Raw genomic sequence first — 22,332 nt, forward strand, 5'->3', positions numbered from 1 at the left:
ATTCTCATGCGTAAAAAATAGTGGCTAAGCCTAAAAAGGCAAAGAAGCCTACCACATCCGTGATAGTCGTTAATAGCACGCTTCCTGCGAGGGCAGGGTCTATACCCATTGATTTTAGAATAATGGGTAAAAGTGTACCGGCCATGGCGCCTGCGACCAAGTTAATAACAATGGCGATCGCAATGATGATCCCTAGGTTTATATCTTGGAACCATAGGGTGGCAACTACAGCAATGACGCCGGCCCAGAGTATGCCGTTTAAAACGCCTACGACCATCTCTCGATTAAGCAGCCAGCCGGCATTAGAGCGTTCGACATGCCCGAGAGCTTGACCGCGTATGACAAGTGTCAGCGTTTGAGAGCCGGCGATACCGCCCATAGAGGCAACTATTGGCATAAGGACAGCCAGAGCCACTACTTTATCAATAGTTTGTTCAAATAACCCGATTACAGCAGATGCTATAAAGGCTGTAAGCAGATTGATGCCCAGCCAAACAGCTCTGCGTCTGGTGGTTTTCATTACCGGTGCGAAGGTATCTTCGTCTTCGTCAAGACCCGCCATGCTCATCAGGGAGTGATCTGCATCTTCGCGGATGACATCTACCACGTCATCGATTGTGATACGACCTAGGAGTTTCCCTTTGTCGTCAACAACCGGGGCAGAGATAAGATCGTGCTCTTCAAATAGAGCTGCTACTTGGTCGTCGGGCATGTCGGCATCTATTGCTTCTATGTCCGTGACCATAATCTCTCGAATGGTAATTGAAAGATCTGAAACCAGCAGTTTGGTAAGAGGGACTAGGCCTATATAGGAATCCTTACGGCTGACCACAATCAGGCTATCAGTCATTTCAGGGATTTCATCATGGCGGCGAATATAACGTAAGGTTGTTTCAACGCTAATGTCCGGACGGATAGTGGTCGTATCCGTATTCATCAAGCCGCCAGCAGTATCTTCCGGGTAGGAAAGTAGCTTCTCAACTCTACGTCGATTTTGCTTATCCATGATCCGCAGAGTTTCTTTCATTACTCTGTTCGGAAGTTGCTGAAGTACATCGACCATATCATCTGAATCAAGAGATTCAGTGAGGGCTAAAACCTCTTCAGAATTCATTCGGCTTAAGATATCCGCTTGGATATCATCGCCTAGATGCTGCAGTACCTCAGCTTCATGTTCTTGAGAAACTAAGTTCCACAATATTTGACGTTCTTTCGGAGGAGACTTTTCAATGAGTCGAGCGACTTCAGTGGGGCGTAACGTGCTGTTGAGGGTAAAGCGAATCTGCCTGAACTCGCCACTATCTAAAGCATCATTTAGCTTGTCGAGATGTGACTTGGTTTCTTTAACAGCCATAGGTATTGTCGCTTTTGGACTTCGCTTGTCTAACTTTTTTCGTATTAATGTTAACTACAAAAATTAGATGAAAATAGTCTGGGAGATTATTATAACTGATTGTAAATGGGTAATATAACCCTAAGAAGAGGCTTGAGGGTTATTCATCTTCATCAAATCGATTATTAACTAATGTCTCTATTGCCTCTAAAGCGGCTTCTTCATCACTTCCGTCTGTTTTTATTGTGATAGAAGTACCTTTGCTCGCTGCTAGCATCATAACTGACATAATGCTCTTTCCATCAACCGGCCGCCCCTCTTTTTCCAATGTGATATTAGATGAAAAGCGAGAAGTGACAGCAATGAGTTTTGCTGCTGCTCGTGCATGTAAGCCGAGCTTGTTGATAATGAGTAGCTCTTTTTCTTGCATAGTAATTAGCTCAACTCTCTGTGGCGAACATGAACATTATCCATATGTTTAGAAAAATGAGAAGCTAGATGTTCGCTGATATAAACAGAACGGTGTTGGCCACCTGTGCAGCCAATGCCTATCGTGATGTAGCTGCGATTATTATTAGAAAATCGAGGCAGCCAACGTTCAAGAAAGCTTTGAATATCTGAGATCATTTCGCAGACTTCTGACGAGGATTTAAGAAAATCCTGTATTGGTTTCTCTCTTCCGGTGTATTTCCTTAATTCAGGAACCCAATGGGGATTAGGGAGTGCGCGTACATCGTAGACAAAATCTACATCTAGAGGAACGCCATGTTTGAAACCAAATGATTCAAATTGAACTGACAGAGTTTGCTCTTTTCGTTTTGCGACCCGTAATTTGACTGTGTCTCTTAATTCATACAGTGATAGTCGAGTTGTATCAATTCGTATATCGGCGAGACTGGCGATAGGCTCAAGAAGCTCGGATTCTGACTGGATCGATTGCTGTAGGTTTTTAGAGCTATCAGAGAGGGGGTGTTTGCGTCTTGTTGAGCTATAACGTTTTAGCAGCGTCGCTTCAGAAGAGTCTAAAAAAATGACTTCATATTCCGCCCAATGTTCTTGGCGTAGTTGCTCTAAAATTTCAGGAAACTTCGCAAGATTACTTAAAATATTACGAGCGTCTATGCTAACGGCAATTTGGTCAGGATGACTTGCTTCGCTGCTCATTTGTTGAACAAGGTCGGGCAATAATAGAGCAGGCAAATTATCTATACAGTAGAAGCCAATATCTTCTAAAGCTTGTAGAGCTGTACTTTTTCCGGAGCCTGAGCGGCCGCTAATTACTACAAGCTTCATTGATGGCTCCTAAGATCCCAATTTTAAAATTGCATTATAAATTGAGTGATTATCGTGGGCCTTCCTGATTGTGTCTCTTACCGTCTCTTGGCTGAATAGCTCGGCAATAGAAGCAAGTGTTTGTAAATGCTCAGAAGTAGCATCCTCGGGCACAATTAAGATAAATAAGAGATCAACAGATTGGCTATCTACAGCATCAAAATCAATAGGTGAGTTAAGCCTGACAAGATACCCTTTAGCATCAGAGCATTCAGATAAGCGGCAGTGAGGTATAGCAATACCATCGCCAATACCTGTACTGCCTAGTTTCTCACGTGATAGAAGTCCGTTAAAGATGCAAGATGAATCCATATCTGGATTTTGCTCTGATATTATTTCTGCGGCACTTTCTAAAATGCGCTTTTTGCTGCCACCCTCAAGACCACAAAGGATACTTGAGGGGGTTAATAGTTCATGAAGCAACATAATTTTGGATGTGAGACCGTTTATTTGTGTTTTTTGGTTTTTTCTTTATGTTTGATAACTTGACGATCTAATTTGTCTGTTAGGCCGTCAATTGCAGCATACATGTCTTCATGTTCATGGGTCGCAAAAATTTGTGCGCCAGATAGATGAAGCTCTGCTTCTGCTTTTTGTCTTTGCTTTTCAACACTAAGTGTCACTTGAACATTGGTAATGTTATCGAAGTGGCGCTCAATTTTTTGCATTTTTGAGAGCACGTAATCATTCATTGATTCAGTCAATTCTACATGGTGTCCAGTGATGTTGATCTGCATAAGTCTCTCCTGATTATATGTGACGTTTTTCGCCACCTTTTATTATTAATGGCTATTAAACCAGACGCTTCCGTTCATTAGAAGGCGGAATCCCCATGGCTTCTCGATATTTTGCAATTGTTCGTCTTGCAACTTTGAAGCCTTGTTCGTCTAAAAATTGTGCAATTTTGTTGTCACTGAGTGGTTTGGTACTATTTTCAGCAGCAACCATCTTCTTAATGAGTGCTCTAATGGCGGTTGATGATGCAGCGCCACCTGTGGCTGTGCTTACATGGCTAGAGAAAAAGTATTTTAGTTCAAAAATTCCACGGTGTGTGTGCATGTACTTTTGTGTGGTTACGCGTGAAATGGTGGATTCATGCATCTCTACGGCTTCAGCAATATCATGAAGGACCATCGGTTTCATACCTTCCTCACCGTGATCTAGGAAGCCTGCTTGGCGCTTAACGATCTCATTAGATACTTTTAAGAGTGTCTCATTTCGGCTTTGTAGGCTTTTTATAAACCAGCGAGCTTCTTGCAGGTGGTTTTTTAAATAGGTGTTATCAGCGCTATTATCTGCTCGCTTAACGAGTCCCGCATAACCTGAATTTATACGTAATTTGGGTGAAACTTCAGGATTTAAGTTAACTGTCCATGTTCCTTGCTGCTTAGTTACGATTACATCTGGAATGACGTATTCTGCAGTGCTGCTACTTATGGAGGCCCCTGGTTTAGGGTTCAGGGTTTGAATCAGTTGTATGACCTGCTGTAATTGCGCTTCTTTTAAACGGGTTTTGCGCATTAATTGGCGATAGTCATGAGTGCCAAGCAGTTTGATATACTGCTGCACAACTTTAATGGCTTCAGCTTTCCATTCAGTCTCTGGCGGAAGTTGTTGTAACTGTATACTTAAGCAATCCCCTAGATCTTTGCATGCGACTCCAGCAGGATCAAATTGTTGAATTCTGTGTAAAACGGCTTCTATTTCGTCGAGTTCAATCTCTTCAAACTGCTCACCTGTTTGGGCATGGAAGTGATCCAAGATCTCTTCAAGCGTAATAGTGAGATAACCGTCTGGGTTAATTCCGTCAATAATATTGGTCGCAATTAAGCGATCAATATCACTCATGGGTGTCAGGTTTAATTGCCAGTGTAAATGGTCTTGTAAAGTCTCTTCCGAGGAGTCATTAGATTCAAAAGAATCAAAATCTTCTTTGCTTTGGCTTGAGGCTGGGCCTGATGATTGATAAGTATCTTCCCAGCTGCTGTCGGTGGAGAGTTCATCTGGAATGCTCTCATTCCAGTTATCTTCAGGTGTTGCATTTTCATCTGTATCAGCCGTCGCAGTGGCTGGTGCTTCTGAAGTAACTTCAGGTGACTGACTATTATTTTCTTGTTCAAGAGGGTTTGACGGTTGTTCATCTTCGGAGGCGTCTAGCATTGGATTGCTTTCTAGGGCTTCCTGAATCTCTTGTTGAAGATCAAGTGTGGACAGTTGCAGTAAGCGGATAGCTTGCTGTAACTGAGGGGTCATGGTGAGCTGCTGCCCAATTTTTAAATGAAGCGCTTGTTTCATAATACTAAGGGCTAAACTCCTGAAACTACATAATTCATTTATATTTAAGTATATGCTTAAAGCGTAAATTGGTCGCCAAGATAAGCATTTTTAACGGCTTCATTTGCCATGATATCTTTTGGTGTGCCATTAGCAAGGATTCTTCCTTCACTTACAATATAAGCGCTTTCGCAGATATCTAAAGTTTCTCGTACATTGTGATCTGTAATGAGTACGCCGATACCTTTTGATTGTAGGTGACGAATTGTTTGTTTGATGTCATTAACTGATATAGGGTCAACGCCTGCGAAAGGTTCGTCTAATAGAATAAATTCAGGTTCAGTAGCGAGCGCTCGAGCTATTTCTACACGTCTACGTTCGCCGCCTGAGAGACTCATGCCCATACTGTCTCTAATATGGGTGATATGAAACTCTTCTAGTAACTCTTCCATCTTTTGAGTCGCAGATTTTTTATCAAGATCTTTGCGCGTCTCTAATATAGCTAGAAGGTTATTTTGTACTGAGAGTTTGCGGAAGATAGAGGCTTCTTGTGGAAGGTAGCCTATGCCTTTTCGTGCTCGGCCATGCATAGGAAGGGAGGTGATGTCTTGTCCCTTTATATTGACGATGCCTTTATCTGCTTTTACTAATCCCACAATCATGTAAAAGCAAGTTGTTTTGCCAGCGCCGTTGGGGCCGAGAAGGCCAACAATTTCGCCGCTATTTATCTGCAATGAAACATCTTTGACTACTTCTCGCCCTTTGTAGCGTTTAGCTAGGTTGCAGGCTTCTAATGAACTCATTGATCTAGTTAGCCTTATCTTTCTTTGTGGTGGGTTGAATAACCATGTTGATACGCCCTGGTTTATCGTCTTTACCAGAGCTGTTGTTGCTACCAAAAGCATTAACAATAGATCTGTTTAGATCGTAAATTATCTTTTTGCCTGTAAATGTATCTTTGTCTTGAACGACTTTTGCATTTTCAGTAATAGTGAGTTTTTGTTTAGTCACTTGGTAGACCATATGTAGCCCCCAAGCATCGCTATATGGCTCATCTATTTGTGGGCGTTGACGGAAATGAGCAGGAGAACCCGTAGCAATTAGTTTTTCAATACCATCTTCTCCTCGATGCATATCAACACGTGCTCCTTCTATTAGAAGTGAGCCCTGAGTGATGATGACATTACCGGTATAGGTTGTAATGCCTGTTTTGTCGTTTATTTGAGCGGTATCTGCTGCTATATAGATTGGTTTGCTCTGATCGTCAGGAAGAGCGTAAGCGTATGTCGTAGTAAAGCAGATAATTATGGCGAAAAGATTTAAGAACTTATTCCGCATTGCTATGGGTCCCTTTTACTCTAGAGTGTAAATTTAAGATGCGAGTATCAAAAGTCACATCCATTCCTACACCTTCTAGTTTGCTATGTGGCGATGTAATTGTGACGTGTTCTTCAGTTTCCGCGTAATCCTTTTTAGGATAGATGGTCAAAAAATTAGTGTTTATAATCGTTTGAGATTCAGTGTCAGGATTATCAATAACGACCACATTGCCTGAAAGATCTGTTCGACGATTATTATCTCGTACTGTGCCTTTATCAGACGAAATCTTTAGCTGCGAATGATCTGTTCGGTAACTGGTATTTATCGGCTTGTCTAAGTGACTTGCCTTCTCTTTAGGGTAGTGTTCTAAAAGGATGGATTCCGTTTTACGAAGTAAACTGCCGTCGCTATCCCACTCCTTAAATGTTGCGTTTTCAACAAAGTAATCAATCGTGTTTTTTGCCTTAGTATTTTGAGAAATGCTTTCGTTTGGGGATGACGAAAAGCCCCAGTACAATAAGACTGGAATAAGTATAATTGCTGCGAGAATTATTCTGGTTTTATTGCTCAGTTCAGGCATTTATAAGTATGTTTCTTGTATGTGTTGGAGTTTGCCTTGCGCATTAAGGATGAATTCGCAAAATTCACGTCCAGCCCCTTCGCCACCTTTACGTATAGTACACCAATCGGCATGCTCTTTTACGAATTCGTGCCCATTGGGGACCGAGGCTCCGAAAGCGCAGTGTTTTATAGCTGATAAGTCTGGGTAGTCATCGCCTATATAAGCTGTTGTTTCTGCTGAATGAGATGTGCTTTCCCAGATCTCTTTTAATGCATTTAGTTTGTCTTCTCTTCCTTGGTATAGGAAATTTATGCCTAGAGAATCAGATCTCTTTTTAACTTGCAGTGAGCTTCTACCGGTAATGATAGCGGTTTCAATTCCCGCTTGCATGAGCAGTTTAATACCAAGCCCATCAAGGGTATTAAATTGCTTAACTTCTGTTCCATCGGCCAGAAAAAGAAGTTGGCCATTTGTTAATATTCCGTCAACATCAAATACTGCAAGAGTAATGCTTTCTAAGCGTTTTTGAAGCGTGTTCTGCTCTGGCATTAAATAACTCCAGCTTTTAAAAGATCGTGCATATTTAAAGCGCCAATTGCCTTGTTGCTTCTATCCGTTACGATAAGCGCGTTAATTTTAAGGGTTTCCATTATCTGCAGGCACTCGGCAGCGAGTATATCCGCAGTAACGGTTGTGCCATTATGGGTCATCACGTCATCAATCGGCGTGTTGTTTAGATTGGTATTATTATCTAATGCTCTTCGTAAATCACCATCCGTAAAAATACCGATTAACTCTTCATTATTATTGATAATGGCTGTCATGCCCAAGCGCTTCAATGTGATTTCTAATAAAGCATCCTTAAGAGACGTGCCTGTTAAAACGGTAGGAATGTCATCTCCAGAATGCATCACATCGCTGACCTTGAGTAATAAGCGTCGGCCAAGGCTTCCACCTGGGTGTGAAACCGCGAAGTCTTCAGCACTAAAACCTTTAGTTTCCAGTAAAGCTATAGCCAATGCATCACCTAAAACAAGTTGGGCTGTCGTACTGGAGGTTGGCGCTAAACCTAAAGGGCAGGCTTCGCGTTCAACACCAATATGAAGATTAGCCGCAGATGCGCTGGAAAGTGTTGAAGCTGCATTGGCTGTAATGCTAATAAATGGGGTGTTCATCCTTTTTAAAAGTGGAATGAGTGTCACAATTTCGGAAGTTTCACCAGAGTTGGAAAGGGCAATTACGACATCGTTGGATGTAATCATTCCTAAGTCACCATGGCTTGCTTCTCCAGGATGTACAAAAAATGAAGGGGTTCCTGTACTTGCTAACGTTGCCGCGATTTTTTTGCCAATATGCCCGGATTTTCCCATTCCTGTAACAATAACTCTACCTGTGCAATTCAGCATAAGTTCACAGGCATCGATAAAGTTTTGGTCAAGGTGCTGAAGTAAATCAGTAACGGCAGCCGCTTCTAAGGAAATAGTGCGTTTTGCCGAATTAAGGAAACTGGAATCACTCATCTGAATAGTCAACTTCTTTTAAGAAACAGTCATAGTGTATAGCAGTACCAGATAGCCTGCATAGGCAGAAGCGAGAATGCCGCCTTCAAAGCGATTGATCGAAGGAGGCTTTTGCCACAGAGCAAAGGCAAGCAATGCGAAGGTTAAACCTAGCATGACTACATAGTCCCTTTGTAACACAATTGCTTCCATGCCAATTGGTGCAACTAAACCGGGAATTGCCATCACAGCAACAAGGTTGAATATGTTGGAGCCTACAATATTGCCAATGGCAATATCATGGTGATTCTTTAACGCACTGGCGATGGAGGCTGCTAATTCAGGAAGGCTTGTTCCTATAGCAACAATTGTTAGTCCGACGACTAATTTACTAACACCTAAGGAATAAGCAATCTCACTGGCTCCCCAGACAAGCATTTTTGAGCTGGCCGCTAAAATTACTAGGCCTGTAATTAACCAAAAGATTGCAGAGCGATTTTCCATTGAAGGAAGTTCTTCATCTTCAGCTAAGGAATCGTTAGATGCGTTTTTTTGGAATCGACTGAACAGATAAAGGCAGACACCTAAAGCTATTAATAAAATAATGCCATCAACACGGTTTAGTTGTAGATCGAAAAGTAAGATGCCTGCGAGTATGGTTACCCCTAGCAGTAATGGGAGTTCTTTTTTGAGTACGCCTGATTTAACAGGAAGTGGTGCTATTAAAGCGGTTACACCAAGTACTAAAGCAATATTAGCAATGTTAGATCCTAGCGCGTTACCGATGGCTAGATCTCCAGCACCGGATGTAGATGCCATGAGTGATACGAGTATCTCGGGTGCTGATGTGCCAAAAGATACAATAGTTAAGCCTATGAGCATTGGGGACATGCCAAAGTTTTTAGCAGTAGCGGCTGCACCTAATACAAATCGGTCTGCGCTCCATACTAGAAGAATTAGCCCCGTGATAAGCGCCAAAATTGGATAAAGCATAGGATGAATCAATTCCAGTTAATTTAAAGAGTCGTATTAGAACAGAATGCACACTTCGTTTGAATCAGTACTGAAGGAGGTTGCTGAAAATATTCCTGTTTTTATATCAAAATGGTATAGTTGCCGCCCCTTTACTAAAGGGGAAGGTTAATGAAGTATGAACAGGCATGTAGGAATTTATCTGTTTTTTCTCTAATGGGATGTTATGAAAGAATTTGATGATGTAGTCATCGATATTAAAAAGCTGAGTTTTTCTCGTGGTGATAGGCTTATATATGATGAAGTCGATATCAAAGTTCCGCGTGGAAAAATTACAGCGATTATGGGGCCTTCTGGTACGGGTAAAACAACCCTCCTCAGATTGATCGGTGGACAGTTGAAGCCGGATTCAGGTTCTATTCTGGTTGATGATGATAATATTCCTGAATTGGGTCGTAGTGATCTATTCAATGTGCGTGAACGCATGGGGATGTTATTTCAAAGCGGTGCTTTGTTTACCGATATTAGTGTTTTTGAAAATGTAGCTTTTCCTATTCGTGTACATACTGATCTTTCAGAAGATATGATACGCGATGTGGTTTTTATGAAGTTACAGGCTGTTGGCCTTAGAGGTGCTCATGACCTTATGCCAAGTGAACTTTCAGGCGGTATGGCACGCAGGGTTGCGTTGGCTAGAGCAATTTCCTTAGATCCCGATATCGTCATGTATGATGAGCCATTTACGGGTCAGGATCCTATTGCAATGGGGGTTTTGGTTAACCTAATCCGTGAATTAAACGCTTCTTTAGAGCACACCAGTATCATTGTATCGCACGATATCCAGGAAACCTTAGGGATCGCTGATTACATCTATATTATTGCGGATTCTAAAGTGATTGCATCAGGCACACCTGAAGAACTGAGCAAAGTGGAGTCAGAACAGGTTAAGCAGTTTATGCACGGCTTACCGGATGGCCCAGTTCCATTTCATTTCCCTGCAGATGATATAGTTAGTGATTTAATGGGAGGGCAGCAATGATCAATCAGCTTGCTCGGTTAGGTCATAAAGGATTAAGTAAGCTCGCTGCGTTTGGCCGAGCTGGGATGATCTTATTTCAATCATTAGTGGCTGCACCTCAGCCTCTAATTATGTTTCCTTTGCTTGTTAAACAGATCTATTTTGTTGGCGTACTATCTCTAATCATTATTGTTGTGTCAGGACTGTTCATCGGTATGGTCCTTGGTTTGCAAGGTTATACGATTTTGGTCGATTATGGTTCGGAGCAGGCTGTAGGCCAGATGGTTGCCTTAAGTTTAGTTAGAGAATTGGCCCCTGTTGTAACTGCTTTATTGTTTGCCGGACGTGCAGGTTCAGCGTTAACCGCTGAAATAGGACTGATGAAAGCAACAGAACAGCTGTCTAGCTTAGAGATGATAGGGGTCGACCCTCTCCGTCGTATTATTGCACCAAGGTTTTGGGCCGGTTTTATCTGCTTGCCTATTCTCGCTGCTATCTTTGCTTTGGTTGGAATTTATGGTGGTGCATTAGTCAGTATTGATTGGTTAGGTATCTATGAAGGTTCTTTTTGGGCCAATATGCAAAATTCAGTCGATTTCTATGATGATGTGGTAAATGGTCTGATTAAGGCCGTTGCCTTTGGTTTTGTTGTTACTTGGATCGCGGTGTTTCAAGGATATGATTGTATTCCTACTTCTGAGGGAATAAGTCAAGCAACAACCAAAACAGTGGTTTATTCATCCCTAGCGGTGTTAGGCCTTGATTTTATTCTTACAGCTGTAATGTTTGGAGAGCTTTGATATGCGTATGCGGATCTTGGAGATCAGCGTAGGTGCCTTTATTGTAGCAGGTGCACTCGCTTTGGTTGGACTGGCATTGAACGTTAGCGGTTTAAATGTGTCCAATAGCGACCAGACCTATACTGTTTATGCCCGTTTTGAAAATATAGGCGGACTTACTCCGCGCGCTAAAGTCACTATGTCTGGTGTTGCAATTGGCGAAGTAAACGAAATTATTCTTGATAAAGATGAGCTTATGGCTCGTGTTGAAATGAATATTTACGGCGATGTTGATTTTCTATCTATTGATAGTTCTGCATCTATTCTTACTGCCGGCTTATTAGGTGAGCAGTATATAGGTATTAGCGTAGGTGCTGAGGACGACTCTCTCAAAGATGGTGATTATATTGAAGATACTCAATCGGCATTGGTGCTTGAGGAACTAATAGGCAAATTCCTATTTAATGAGGTGAGTGAGTAAACGATGAGTAAGGTTTTGATGAGTCAGTTTAGGTGCTTACTTACAGCGGGGTTAGTCTCTTTGTTGAGCTTTTCTGCTCTTGCTGATACTCAGGCGGACACCAATGTTGAAGTGGAGACTAGCGTTCAAGTAGGTCCGTGGGGCGAAGCCGGTGGTGTGATTGAAGAGGCGACTCAAAGTGTTCTTGGTTTGCTTGAGCAAGATGAATTGCTTGAAGAGGGGCAAGAAGGGCAGTTGATTGCCGAGATTGATACGGCTTTATCACCGGTCGTTGATTTTGCTTATATATCTAAGCAAGTAATGGGTAAATACTATCGCAAAGCTTCAACAGAAGAGCGTGAAAAGTTTGTTGGTGTATTCAAAACGACACTGCTTAAAACCTATGCCAAAGCGTTAGTTGGTTTCAAAATTGAAAAGTATGAGATGGTGCCTCCTCGTAAGAAGAGTCCTCATGAAGATAAGCAGATAATTACAGTTAACGTTTTTTCTCAAGATGGGACTAAATACTCTTTAATATATTATATGGTTAAGGATGATGAGGGTTGGAAGCTGGTTAATGCCATTTTAGATGGCAGTATTAATATTCGCTTGAGCTTTAAGAATCAATTCGCTGATTTGATGCAGCGTAACCGTGGTAATATTTCAAAAGTTATTTCTACTTGGAAAGAGAAGGTTGATCCAGGTAAGGATAGTGCATAATGGCTGATGTTCAGCAGGTTGATGAAGGGCTGATCGGGATCAAAGGTGAATTGGTTTTTCCTGAGATCATGAAAGCGCGTAAACAGGCAGAGCGGTTGATAGCAGCAAGCAAAGGCGTTGTTAATGTTGATTTTGCTCAAGTTACAACCGTTGATAGTTCTGCTCTGTCATTTTGGTTTTGCTGTTTGCGTTATTCCTCGAAGATTGGGGTGACTCTTCATGCCATAAATCTACCTAAAGAAATGGTAGGAATTGCAGAGTTAGTGGGATTAGAGAAACAGTTTTCTTGAATTAGCTAATTAGTTTTAAGTAATAAGGCGGTGCTTGGCATCGCCTTTTTTGTCATGATCCGGTATTATTCCCGCCTTATTTTTCTATCTGTAGTATTCGATCAGGAGCTTTGAATGCAGGCTGAACAGGTTAAACAGATCATTGAAACTCAATTGGAAGGTTGTGTAGTCACGACAGCCGGCGAAGGTTGTGATTTTCAGGTGGTAGTCGTTGGTGATCTTTTTGAAGGTCTACGCCCTGTTAAGCGTCAGCAGTTGGTCTACGCTTGCTTGAATGAATATATCGCTGATGGAACGATTCATGCGTTAACGATCAAAACCTATACGCCTGAACAGTGGAAAGCGACACAGAACTAAATCCTCGATTGGAAGTACTATCTATGGATAAATTAATGATCACAGGTGGCGAGCCGCTCAGAGGAGAAGTGAAAATCTCTGGGGCTAAGAACTCGGCACTACCTATCCTTGCAGCAACGTTACTTGCATCTGAGCCGGTGACTGTATGCAATTTGCCACACTTACATGATATTACAACCATGCTTGAGTTGTTACGTCGTATGGGTGTAGAGCTAGTTATTGATGAAAAGCTCAATGTTGAAATTGATGCTGGAACTATTACACAGCTGGTCGCGCCTTATGAGTTGGTGAAGACGATGCGTGCCTCTATTTTGGTTTTAGGGCCAATGCTTGCGCACTTTGGTGAAGCTGAAGTATCGCTACCGGGTGGCTGTGCAATTGGGTCTCGCCCAGTAGATATGCATATCCAGGGCCTAAGGGCGATGGGTGCTGATGTCGTGGTTGAAGCCGGTTATATCCGTGCTAAAAGTGACGGTAGACTTAAGGGTGCGCGCATATTTTTTGATATCGTAACTGTGACTGGAACGGAAAATATTCTGATGGCTGCTACCTTGGCAGAGGGTCAGAGTATTATTGAGAACGCTGCGCGTGAGCCTGAAATCGTTGATTTAGCCGAGTGTTTAATCGCGATGGGTGCCGATATTACCGGGCATGGTACCGATACTATTACGGTTAATGGCGTTGAAAAGCTTCATGGCTGTAAGTTCCCGGTTGTAGCGGATCGTATTGAAACAGGTACGTATCTGACCGCTGTAGCGGCGACACGCGGTAAAGTTAAAGTTAAGAATACTAACCCTCGCATTCTGGACGCGGTTTTGCAGAAGCTTGAAGAAGCGGGTGCTCACATCACGACAGGTGAAGATTGGATTGAGCTTGATATGAAAGGGCAGCGCCCGAAAGCGATCAATATCACAACGGCTCCTTATCCTGCATTCCCAACAGATATGCAGGCACAGTTTTCTGCAATGAATGCTGTCTCCGAAGGCGTTAGTATTCTGAAAGAAACTATTTTTGAGAATCGTTTCATGCATATGCAAGAGATGATTCGTATGGGCGCTAAGATTAATATTGATGGTAATACAGCCGTTGTTGAAGGTGTTGAGCGTTTGCAAGCTGCACCTGTTATGGCTACAGACCTTAGGGCTTCCGCAAGTCTAGTTATTGCTGGGCTTGTTGCGGATGGTGATACGATAATTGATCGTATCTATCATATTGACCGCGGTTATGAATGTATTGAAGAAAAATTACAGTTATTGGGTGCGCAAATTAAGCGTATTCCAGCTTAAGCATAGGTATAAATAAGCTATGAAGCAGCAACTTACGATTGCCCTGTCCAAAGGACGTATTCTTAAAGAAACTTTGCCATTATTGGCAGAGGCGGACATTGTTCCTGCAGAGGATATTCATAGCAGCCGCAAACTAATTTTCGATACCAATCATGAAAATATTAAGCTAGTCGTTATCCGCGCAACTGATGTTCCAACATACGTTGAGTATGGTGGGGCCGATATGGGTATCGCGGGTAAAGATGTGCTGTTAGAGCATGGTGCTGCTGGTTTATATGAACCATTAGACCTACGTATCTCAAAATGTAAGTTAATGGTCGCAGGCCCTAAAGGCGCTCAGCCTGTCAAAGGGCGGATGAAAGTCGCTAGTAAGTTTGTCAATGTGACCCGCGATTATTTTGCTAAGCAGGGCTGCCAAGTTGATATCATTAAACTTTATGGTGCTATGGAGCTTGCTCCACTGATGGGCTTAGCTGATCGTATTGTTGATATTGTAGATACCGGTAATACATTGCGTGCCAATGGATTAGAGCCAATGGAAGAGATTGCAGATATCAGCTCCCGATTGGTTGTAGGTCAGCCTTCAATGAAAATGAAGTATCGCCAGATTCAGCCAATTTTAGATAAGTTGGCTGATGCGATTAACCGTCGTGATGCAGAGGTTAGCGAATGAGTGAGTTAATTCTTAAACGACTTGATTCGTCCCAAGTTGATTTTAGTCAGCAGATGGATCAGCTGTTGGCATGGGAAGCCGTATCTGATGAAAAAGTAAATCAGATCGTTAATGAGATTCTTCAAAAAGTACGTGAAGAAGGTGATAGTGCAGTTGTAGAGTATACCAATCGTTTTGATGGTACTTCGGTTGAGACTATCGCTGAGCTAGAGATGAGCCGTGAGCGATTGCAACAGGCTCTCGATGGCTTACCAGATGATCAGCGTAAAGCCTTAGAGATTGCGGCTGAACGTGTACGAGCTTACCACGAGCGTCAGAAAGGCGATTCTTGGCAGTATACTGAAGCTGACGGCACTATGCTGGGCCAAAAAGTTACACCTATGGATCGTGTTGGTCTATATGTTCCTGGTGGAAAGGCTGCATATCCCTCTTCTGTATTGATGAATGCCTTGCCTGCAAAAGTGGCAGGTGTTGAAGAAATTATCATGGTTGTGCCTACGCCGGGTGGGGTAGTGAATGAGCTGGTACTTGCTGCAGCTTGTTTATCCGGTGTTGATCGTGTTTTTTGTGTGGGTGGCGCGCAAGCGGTTGCTGCACTTGCCTATGGCACGGAAGTCATTCCAAAAGTAGATAAAATCGTTGGTCCAGGTAATATTTTTGTAGCGACGGCAAAGCGTGCTGTGTTTGGTGCGGTTGGTATCGACATGATCGCGGGGCCATCTGAAATTTTGGTTGTATCTGATGGTTTAACCAATCCTGATTGGGTTGCAATGGATCTGTTCTCTCAGGCTGAGCATGATGAAGATGCGCAGCCGATACTTGTTACGCCAGATGCAGATTTTATTGATGCTGTTGAAGAAAGTATCAATAAACTTCTACCAACAATGGAACGTAAAGAGATTATAGAGACATCACTACGTCTACGTGCGGCACTTATTAAAGTGAAGGATTTGGATGAAGCGATAGAGGTTTCTAATCGTATCGCACCTGAACATCTAGAGCTTTCCATTGCTGATCCTGAAGCTATGCTGCCTAAGATACGTCATGCAGGCGCTATCTTTATGGGGCGCTTTACCGCGGAAGCATTGGGTGACTATTGTGCGGGCCCTAACCACGTATTACCAACATCCGGTACGGCACGCTTTTCATCGCCTCTAGGTGTTTACGATTTCCAGAAGCGTTCGTCTTTAATTATGTTCTCTGAAGAGGGTGCATCAGAGATGGGTAAAGTAGCATCGGTTCTTGCGCGAGGAGAAGGTCTTACCGCTCACGCACGTTCAGCTGAGTACCGTATTAAGAAATAGTTAACGGTTTCAAAGCAGGTAAAAAAAAGCAGACGGTAATGTCTGCTTTTTTATTTCTTAAATAGGGCGATGATGTCCTTATATGATTATTAGCTTTATTCTTGGGCTCTAGGTCGTTCACCAATTTTAGCGTTGATTGTTAGCTCTTTACCTTCACGTAGTATTTGCAGTGTAATCGTTTCGTTTGGTCGAAAGCGTGCAATCTCAGTCATCGATTTTCTGCCATTAATGATTGATCGGTCATTAATCGATAGCATAATATCGCCAGGTTGCAGGCCTGCTATATGCGCGGGACCGTTTCTGAAAACACCGGCTATTATTAGGCCCTGCATTGTTTCCAGGTCAAATGATTCTGCTAATTTTGGTGTTAATTCTTGGATTTCGATGCCTAACCAACCGCGTACAACTCTGCCGTGCTTAATTAGGTCTTTCATCACTTGCTTTGTTAAGTTGGACGGAATCGCAAAGCCAATACCTTGAGAGCCACCCGACTTAGAAAAAATAGCGGTATTGATACCGATTAAGTTGCCGTAGGCATCTATCAGAGCGCCGCCTGAGTTTCCTGGGTTTATCGCAGCATCAGTTTGTATAAAGTCTTCATAAGTATTTATGCCTAAACTGTGGCGGCCTGTTGCGCTAATAATTCCCATCGTTACGGTTTGTCCCACGCCAAAAGGGTTCCCTATGGCTAAAACAACATCACCAACACGGCTTTTATCTGATTCAAGTATTGCAATGCTAGGTAGGTCGCTCATTGATATTTTGAGCACGGCTAGATCAGTTTCTGGGTCTGTACCTATTACTTTAGCTATAGACTCCCGACCGTCTTTTAACGCGACAACAATGCTGTCAGCCCCCGTAATCACGTGATTGTTAGTCACTATGTAGCCTTGTGGGCTTAGGATAACGCCTGAACCTAGACTGGATTGAATTCTTTCCTGTTGAGGAATGCTATCGGCATCAAAAAAATTACGGAAAAAAGGATCATCAAATAGTGGATGGACTTCCTGTTGAACAATCGTCTGTGTATAAATATTAACAACGGCTGGAGAGGCAAGAGCGACTGCATCAGCATAGGAAACCGGACCAAAATTAGTGTTAGAGTTTAAAGGACGTGTTGATTCTTTAAACTCTATGGCTTGGGGTTGCGTTGATAGAAGACTAGGGAATAACTGCAATAGTATTACAGCAACCAGTATTCCAGATAAGATAGGCCAAAAAAGAAAAGTTAGTTTACGCATTATAGGGTAGTCGTTAGCCTGATTTTGTACATAGAATTATACGGCGAATTGAAAAATTATGAATGGATAAGATGAAAATGTCGATTAAACTGCAAGAATTTGTCAGTTACATCAATACTGTTTTAACGCCTGAGTTATTTAAAGATTATTGTCCTAACGGTCTTCAGGTCGAAGGTAAGCAGGATATCAAAAAGTTTGTGACAGGTGTAACTGCTTCGCAGGCGCTAATTGATGCGGCTATTGAGCAACATGCAGATGCTATTTTGGTACATCATGGCTTCTTTTGGAAGGGTGAAGATAGCTGTATTACTAAGACTAAAAAGAAACGTATAAAAGCACTGCTGGATCATGATATAAGTTTGATAGCCTACCATTTGCCTTTAGATGCTCATCCCGAGCTTGGTAATAATGCGCAATTAGCTAAAAAGCTTGGCATTAAGGTTTTTGGCGGTTTAGAGCCTGAGAACCCTCGTAGTATTGGCAATGTGGGTGAATTGGAAGAAGCACACACGCTTGCCGAATTTTCTACGATAATAGATCTTGCGTTAGGGCGTTACCCGCTTGCGATTAAAGGAGGGGATCATAAAATAAAATCAGTCGCATGGTGTACTGGGGGAGCGCAGGGGTATATAGATAAAGCGATTGATCTGGGTGTTGATGCTTATATTTCGGGTGAGATATCAGAGCCAACTGTTCATACTGCAAGAGAGAATGGCATACACTATTTTTCTGCGGGACATCATGCCACTGAAAGATATGGTGTGCAGGCTTTAGGCGAAAAGCTGGCATTGCAGTTTGGATTGCAACACCAGTTTATTGAGATATCTAACCCAGTTTGAAGAACTTACTTCTTCTCTTCTGATATAGGAGCTGCTGGTTCTGCAGGGTTATCGGCAGTAGCGGCTTCTTCGTTTGTTTGTTCTTCTTTTAGGCCGTATGTTTCAGACAGGGTGCCTTCGTCTTCAGGGCTTTTCGGGGCGTAATCCCTAGGCGCTTCGGAGCTTTCTGCTTCAGGCTTATCTGTTGAAGAATCTGTCTCATCAGAGATGTTAGATTCATCGGTACTCTCTTCTTGTTTTTCAAGCTGACTTTGCATTGTAGGCTCAAGAGCAAGGTTGATGCTGTCTGCGTCACATAGATCTTGAGCGCCGTTAGCTAAATGTTCGTGGACATCTTTATAGCTTGTGGTTAGCTCGTTAACGAGGGTCGCTGTTTTTTCAAAATGCTTATTAACATTAACTTTGTAGCTCTCTAACTCCGCCTTTGTATTCTCTAGCTCTTCCGCTAGCTCGGCTTGCTTGTTAGATGCATTGCCTGATCTGCCCATCAGAAAACCAATAGCTGCTCCGACAAGTAGAGCTGCGATGCTAATTAACCAAATATCTTCCACGAAAACTCCTTGAATAGTAGAGAATCAGCCTATATTTCTGTTTGGCTTAAGTGCTCCTTCAATACACTATAATCTGAACAGTTAAGTAGGCTGAGGTATTAAATTTACGTGAGGATAGGAGAGTTACAACAAGCTGAACTTTATTTATAAAATTTACAGCATAATGCCTATCCATCTGTCGCCATTAGGATAAAGCAATTGCTACTTCTTGCCTATGCTTTGAAAGGATTGTGTGTCTTTTTATCGACCAAAGATATTGGGTGCTGAAACTGTTTTGTTGCTCTCTTTTTGTTGGTGGTTTGCTTGAGCTTCTTGGTGGAGCTGATCTAGATATTCAATCTGCTCTTTAAGAATGGCTGTTGCTAAATTGGAATCTTGGTTTTTAATAGAGGCTAACAAACGTTTGTGCTGAGCTGTAATGATCTCTCTTTCGCGAAACCGATAAGCAATCATATTTGCGACAGGTTGAAGTGCCTCAATAAGTGTATACATGATGAAACTTAGCATTCGGTTATGGCTTGCATCAGCTATAGCGCGATGAAAACGGACGTCTGCAGCGCAGAACTCTTCTGAGGTGATATTGCGGTTTTGCTGTTGTTCTAGCTCCGCTTCCATCAATTCTAAGTCACTAGGGGTCCTGTTTTGGCAAGCGAGTTGGCAGCATAAACTTTCCATTTCTAACCGAGTACTACTGACTTCAGTGAGCGAAATCTGATTCATACTTACAAACAGGGTAGAAGCAGTGGTTAGATGCTCGCTGAGTTCACCTTTTCCCAAGTGGTTAACAAATGTTCCACCTGCGGGGCCACGGCGAGAGCGAATAAGGTTTTTAGCTGCTAATCTTTTTAATGCTTCTCGGATGGTAGGGCGGGACACTTGAAAGCGTTTTGCGAGATCGTCTTCGGTCGGCAAACGGTCGTCAGCTTTCAGCGTGCCTTCCAAGATAGCTTCTTGAAGTTGATCGGCTACTTGCTTTGATAGGCTGGCTTTATTGACGGGCCCGATTTCTAAACTCACAGATTACTCCGGTTTTTTGTGTGGTCTATAATCAATTTAAGATTATATGCAGTAATTTATTATATAGGATTGCTTAAATAATTATAGTAATTTATATTTGTAAGACAAATTAACATTTACATAAAAAATCTGAGTGGAGAGAGTATGTTTAATGCACTAGTACTTAATCAGGATGAAAATAAGAAAACAACAGCCACTATCGAGCAGTTGTCGACGAGTGATCTTCCTGATGAGGATGTACTCGTTAAGGTTGATTATTCATCACTCAATTACAAAGATGGTCTAGCGGTGACAGGCAAAGGTAAAATTATTCGTAATTTCCCTATGGTGCCTGGTATCGATATGGTCGGTACGGTAGAGGAAAGTGCCGATTCTCGCTATTCGCCTGGTGATAAGGTTGTTCTAACTGGGTGGGGTGTAGGTGAAAATTATTGGGGCGGCTTTTCTCAATATGCAAAACTTAAGGCTGATTGGTTGGTGCCTCTTCCTGAGGGTATGGACCCTATTCGTACGATGCAAATTGGTACCGCGGGCTTAACCGCAATGCTGTGTGTTATGTCATTAGAAGAGGGTGGTGTAACGCCAGAAAGCGGCCCTATTGTTGTGAGTGGTGCTGCTGGAGGCGTGGGAAGTGTCGCGGTGTCTATTCTATCGGGGTTAGGCTACAGCGTTCATGCAATTACGGGACGTCCAGAAACGGAAGGCTATTTAAAAGCATTAGGGGCTGCTGAAATATTAAGCCGTGATGAGATGTCTGTTCCACCTAGACCGCTAGAAAAACAAAAGTGGGCTGGTGCAGTCGATACTGTAGGAGATAACATTTTAGCCAGAATTCTTGCTGAAGCGGATTATAATGGTGTCGTTACCGCGTGTGGTTTAGCGGCTGGTTTTAAACTACCGTCTACGGTTATGCCATTTATTCTTAGAAATGTGCGTTTACAAGGAGTGGATTCTGTAATGTGCCCATATGCTAAAAGACAGATTGCTTGGCAGCGCCTGATGACACAGTTACCTGAAGGTGCGTTAGGTGATATTGCGCAGCTGATTGCTTTGGCGGAGGTTCCTGAATATGCTGAGAAGATTACTAACGGCCAAGTTCAGGGGCGAGTTGTTATTGATTTAAACGCCTAATTAAACTTTAAAGATAAAAATCCCACATTAGTGGGATTTTTTATGCTTAAAAAGTGAGAGCTTTGGGGTGGGGTAGTGTTTGTTCTTAGCCATAAACGCCATCTACACGGGGTTTGATCAGGATAGGTGTGTATTTAATAACAAAGAGTATCCAAGCCAATATCCACAAGCTGCCCGCGAGATGTAGAGTGCTCATGTATGGTAGAGGTATCAGATCGATTCCTACGCGTAAGAGGCTTGAAATAATCATTAGTATGAATGCTGTCACGATCATCGGGCTCGTAGCCAGTTTTCTACCGGTATGTCCTAAAGAAACCCTCGCCATCATCCCCAAGGTAAGCCCTCCAATTCCACCTGTAGCGAAAGCGTGAAAAGCGACAGATTGAGAGACTATCTCAAATAAACTCAGCGCATATAAAAAGAACCCCATAACAATAAACATGTAGCTGACTTGTAAGATCCACACTAGGGGAACTTTAAAAATTTTAGGGCTCATCCAGCCCGAGATTCGGACTAAATTCATTAATCCTAAGATTAGACTTATAGCGGCTATTGCGGTCTTAAATTCAGAGAGGGATATGAGTATCCAGAGGATACTTGTAGGAATAATGATTTTCTCCAAAAGAGGGTATTTCTTACACTTTACACCTTCTACCCCTCTCTCAGTAAAGAAAGGAATAACTCTCCCGCCAATGATTGTAATGACCATAATGACAAGCAATAGACCTAACTGAATGCCATGCTCGGCGGTACTCTCAGCTATGCCCAGTAATTCAAGGTGGAAAAGTAAATTGGCAATAAAAAAAGCGGTTAGCACTGGAACAAAAACTAAATTTCTATAGTTTTTTGATCGTATGATGGGCCAAGCAATACTGATTGCGACAAGTGGCAGGAACGCTAAATCCACAGCCGCGACAATTGTGGCTGGGGTTTCAGAAAATATTGGTAATATACGGGCGCTCAACCAGAGTAAAAAAAGTCCTGCTAATGGCCAACTATATAATGTTTGAACGTTGGTCCACGTTTTGACTGCAGTTAGAAGAAAGCCCGCAATGATTGCAACACTAAAACCGAAGATCATCTCGTGTGCATGCCAATACACACCAATTTGGTAGTAGTTTGGTTGATACCCTTGGCTTAAGGCAATTAACCATAACCCTACTAACACGGCTGCGCTAATTGCGCCGGCGAGAAAAAAGGGGCGGAACCCTAGGTTGAAAAGAGAAAAGCTCGACGGTTCTCTTCGCTCTTGTAATTGGATCATCTTGTCTCCCCTGGATGCTGCAAGTGTTACAATATGGTATTTGATTATATTATGTATTAAAAATACATTTTAATACATGGCTAAATTTGTATTTATTGATCTAGCGTAGT

27 protein-coding genes are annotated in these 22,332 nt (G+C 42.5%); 11 read left to right on the top strand and 16 right to left on the bottom strand.

What is annotated here, in order from left to right:
* Positions 1-4: 4 nt before the first annotated feature.
* From mgtE to B4K11_RS12310, 12 genes are all read right to left on the bottom strand, one after another.
* Positions 5-1,354 (bottom strand): magnesium transporter, encoded by a 1,350-nt coding sequence (gene mgtE, locus B4K11_RS12255; protein ID WP_292952510.1) that lies wholly within the window; start codon positions 1,352-1,354, stop codon positions 5-7.
* A 139-nt stretch (positions 1,355-1,493) separates the two neighbouring features.
* Entirely contained in the window at positions 1,494-1,763 is a 270-nt protein-coding gene (locus B4K11_RS12260; RefSeq protein ID WP_292952513.1) for an HPr family phosphocarrier protein, read from the bottom strand.
* Between the two features lie 5 nt (positions 1,764-1,768).
* Entirely contained in the window at positions 1,769-2,626 is an 858-nt protein-coding gene (gene rapZ, locus B4K11_RS12265; protein WP_292952516.1) for an RNase adapter RapZ, read from the bottom strand.
* A 9-nt stretch (positions 2,627-2,635) separates the two neighbouring features.
* Positions 2,636-3,091 (bottom strand): PTS IIA-like nitrogen regulatory protein PtsN, encoded by a 456-nt coding sequence (gene ptsN / locus B4K11_RS12270; protein ID WP_292952519.1) that lies wholly within the window; start codon positions 3,089-3,091, stop codon positions 2,636-2,638.
* Between the two features lie 20 nt (positions 3,092-3,111).
* Entirely contained in the window at positions 3,112-3,402 is a 291-nt protein-coding gene (hpf, locus tag B4K11_RS12275) for a ribosome hibernation-promoting factor, HPF/YfiA family (RefSeq protein WP_292952522.1), read from the bottom strand.
* A gap of 55 nt (positions 3,403-3,457) precedes the next feature.
* A complete protein-coding gene (locus B4K11_RS12280) occupies positions 3,458-4,960 on the bottom strand; it encodes an RNA polymerase factor sigma-54 (RefSeq protein WP_292952525.1) in 1,503 nt (500 codons plus the stop codon).
* 56 nt (positions 4,961-5,016) lie between these two features.
* On the bottom strand, positions 5,017-5,742 hold the full coding sequence (lptB, locus tag B4K11_RS12285) for an LPS export ABC transporter ATP-binding protein (protein ID WP_292952528.1): 726 nt from the start codon (positions 5,740-5,742) through the stop codon (positions 5,017-5,019).
* A gap of 4 nt (positions 5,743-5,746) precedes the next feature.
* Positions 5,747-6,277, bottom strand: coding sequence for a lipopolysaccharide transport periplasmic protein LptA (lptA, locus tag B4K11_RS12290; protein WP_292952531.1), 531 nt, complete (start codon positions 6,275-6,277; stop codon positions 5,747-5,749).
* Positions 6,267-6,839, bottom strand: a complete 573-nt coding sequence (gene lptC / locus B4K11_RS12295) for an LPS export ABC transporter periplasmic protein LptC (protein ID WP_292952534.1) — start codon at positions 6,837-6,839, stop codon at positions 6,267-6,269. Before lptC ends, lptA begins: the two co-directional genes overlap by 11 nt.
* The gene (locus B4K11_RS12300; RefSeq protein ID WP_292952537.1) at positions 6,840-7,370 is read right to left on the bottom strand and encodes a KdsC family phosphatase; all 531 of its coding nucleotides are present in this window, start codon (positions 7,368-7,370) and stop codon (positions 6,840-6,842) included.
* The gene (locus tag B4K11_RS12305; RefSeq protein WP_292952540.1) at positions 7,370-8,341 is read right to left on the bottom strand and encodes a KpsF/GutQ family sugar-phosphate isomerase; all 972 of its coding nucleotides are present in this window, start codon (positions 8,339-8,341) and stop codon (positions 7,370-7,372) included. Before B4K11_RS12305 ends, B4K11_RS12300 begins: the two co-directional genes overlap by 1 nt.
* A gap of 18 nt (positions 8,342-8,359) precedes the next feature.
* On the bottom strand, positions 8,360-9,313 hold the full coding sequence (locus B4K11_RS12310) for a calcium/sodium antiporter (protein ID WP_292952543.1): 954 nt from the start codon (positions 9,311-9,313) through the stop codon (positions 8,360-8,362).
* A 205-nt stretch (positions 9,314-9,518) separates the two neighbouring features.
* On the opposite strand from B4K11_RS12310, the gene B4K11_RS12315 reads away from it, so the two are divergent.
* The 9 genes from B4K11_RS12315 (at position 9,519) to hisD (ending at position 16,179) form a co-directional block, all read left to right on the top strand.
* A complete protein-coding gene (locus tag B4K11_RS12315) occupies positions 9,519-10,331 on the top strand; it encodes an ATP-binding cassette domain-containing protein (protein WP_292952546.1) in 813 nt (270 codons plus the stop codon).
* The gene (gene mlaE, locus B4K11_RS12320) at positions 10,328-11,110 is read left to right on the top strand and encodes a lipid asymmetry maintenance ABC transporter permease subunit MlaE (RefSeq protein WP_292952549.1); all 783 of its coding nucleotides are present in this window, start codon (positions 10,328-10,330) and stop codon (positions 11,108-11,110) included. The genes B4K11_RS12315 and mlaE overlap by 4 nt, the downstream gene beginning before the upstream one ends.
* A gap of 1 nt (position 11,111) precedes the next feature.
* Positions 11,112-11,570 carry an outer membrane lipid asymmetry maintenance protein MlaD gene (gene mlaD / locus B4K11_RS12325; RefSeq protein ID WP_292952552.1) on the top strand — a complete coding sequence of 153 codons (459 nt, stop codon included), beginning with the start codon at positions 11,112-11,114 and terminating at the stop codon, positions 11,568-11,570.
* A gap of 3 nt (positions 11,571-11,573) precedes the next feature.
* A complete protein-coding gene (locus B4K11_RS12330; RefSeq protein WP_292952555.1) occupies positions 11,574-12,269 on the top strand; it encodes an MlaC/ttg2D family ABC transporter substrate-binding protein in 696 nt (231 codons plus the stop codon).
* Positions 12,269-12,559 (top strand): STAS domain-containing protein, encoded by a 291-nt coding sequence (locus tag B4K11_RS12335; RefSeq protein WP_292952558.1) that lies wholly within the window; start codon positions 12,269-12,271, stop codon positions 12,557-12,559. Before B4K11_RS12330 ends, B4K11_RS12335 begins: the two co-directional genes overlap by 1 nt.
* A gap of 114 nt (positions 12,560-12,673) precedes the next feature.
* Positions 12,674-12,916, top strand: coding sequence for a BolA family protein (locus tag B4K11_RS12340; RefSeq protein WP_292952561.1), 243 nt, complete (start codon positions 12,674-12,676; stop codon positions 12,914-12,916).
* A 23-nt stretch (positions 12,917-12,939) separates the two neighbouring features.
* Positions 12,940-14,202 (top strand): UDP-N-acetylglucosamine 1-carboxyvinyltransferase, encoded by a 1,263-nt coding sequence (gene murA, locus B4K11_RS12345; protein ID WP_292952564.1) that lies wholly within the window; start codon positions 12,940-12,942, stop codon positions 14,200-14,202.
* A 19-nt stretch (positions 14,203-14,221) separates the two neighbouring features.
* Positions 14,222-14,875 carry an ATP phosphoribosyltransferase gene (gene hisG / locus B4K11_RS12350; protein ID WP_292952566.1) on the top strand — a complete coding sequence of 218 codons (654 nt, stop codon included), beginning with the start codon at positions 14,222-14,224 and terminating at the stop codon, positions 14,873-14,875.
* Positions 14,872-16,179 (top strand): histidinol dehydrogenase, encoded by a 1,308-nt coding sequence (hisD, locus tag B4K11_RS12355; RefSeq protein ID WP_292952569.1) that lies wholly within the window; start codon positions 14,872-14,874, stop codon positions 16,177-16,179. Before hisG ends, hisD begins: the two co-directional genes overlap by 4 nt.
* A gap of 95 nt (positions 16,180-16,274) precedes the next feature.
* Here hisD and B4K11_RS12360 read toward each other — a convergent pair whose 3' ends face one another.
* Entirely contained in the window at positions 16,275-17,420 is a 1,146-nt protein-coding gene (locus B4K11_RS12360; protein ID WP_292952572.1) for a Do family serine endopeptidase, read from the bottom strand.
* A gap of 77 nt (positions 17,421-17,497) precedes the next feature.
* Between B4K11_RS12360 and B4K11_RS12365 the strand changes: the two genes are divergently transcribed.
* Positions 17,498-18,259 (top strand): Nif3-like dinuclear metal center hexameric protein, encoded by a 762-nt coding sequence (locus B4K11_RS12365; protein ID WP_292952575.1) that lies wholly within the window; start codon positions 17,498-17,500, stop codon positions 18,257-18,259.
* 5 nt (positions 18,260-18,264) lie between these two features.
* Here B4K11_RS12365 and B4K11_RS12370 read toward each other — a convergent pair whose 3' ends face one another.
* Together B4K11_RS12370 and B4K11_RS12375 are read right to left on the bottom strand one after the other, a co-directional pair.
* A complete protein-coding gene (locus B4K11_RS12370) occupies positions 18,265-18,810 on the bottom strand; it encodes a YhcB family protein (RefSeq protein ID WP_292952578.1) in 546 nt (181 codons plus the stop codon).
* A 240-nt stretch (positions 18,811-19,050) separates the two neighbouring features.
* Entirely contained in the window at positions 19,051-19,827 is a 777-nt protein-coding gene (locus B4K11_RS12375; protein ID WP_292952580.1) for a FadR/GntR family transcriptional regulator, read from the bottom strand.
* Between the two features lie 144 nt (positions 19,828-19,971).
* Between B4K11_RS12375 and B4K11_RS12380 the strand changes: the two genes are divergently transcribed.
* A complete protein-coding gene (locus tag B4K11_RS12380; protein WP_292952583.1) occupies positions 19,972-20,958 on the top strand; it encodes an MDR family oxidoreductase in 987 nt (328 codons plus the stop codon).
* Positions 20,959-21,043: 85 nt separating this feature from the next.
* Here the strand turns inward: B4K11_RS12380 and B4K11_RS12385 are convergent, their stop codons facing one another.
* Entirely contained in the window at positions 21,044-22,222 is a 1,179-nt protein-coding gene (locus B4K11_RS12385; RefSeq protein WP_292952586.1) for an NnrS family protein, read from the bottom strand.
* Between the last annotated feature and the right edge of the window lie 110 nt (positions 22,223-22,332).

It is taken from the genome of Neptuniibacter sp. UBA6509, from assembly GCA_002435145.1.
Taxonomy (GTDB): domain Bacteria; phylum Pseudomonadota; class Gammaproteobacteria; order Pseudomonadales; family Balneatricaceae; genus Neptuniibacter.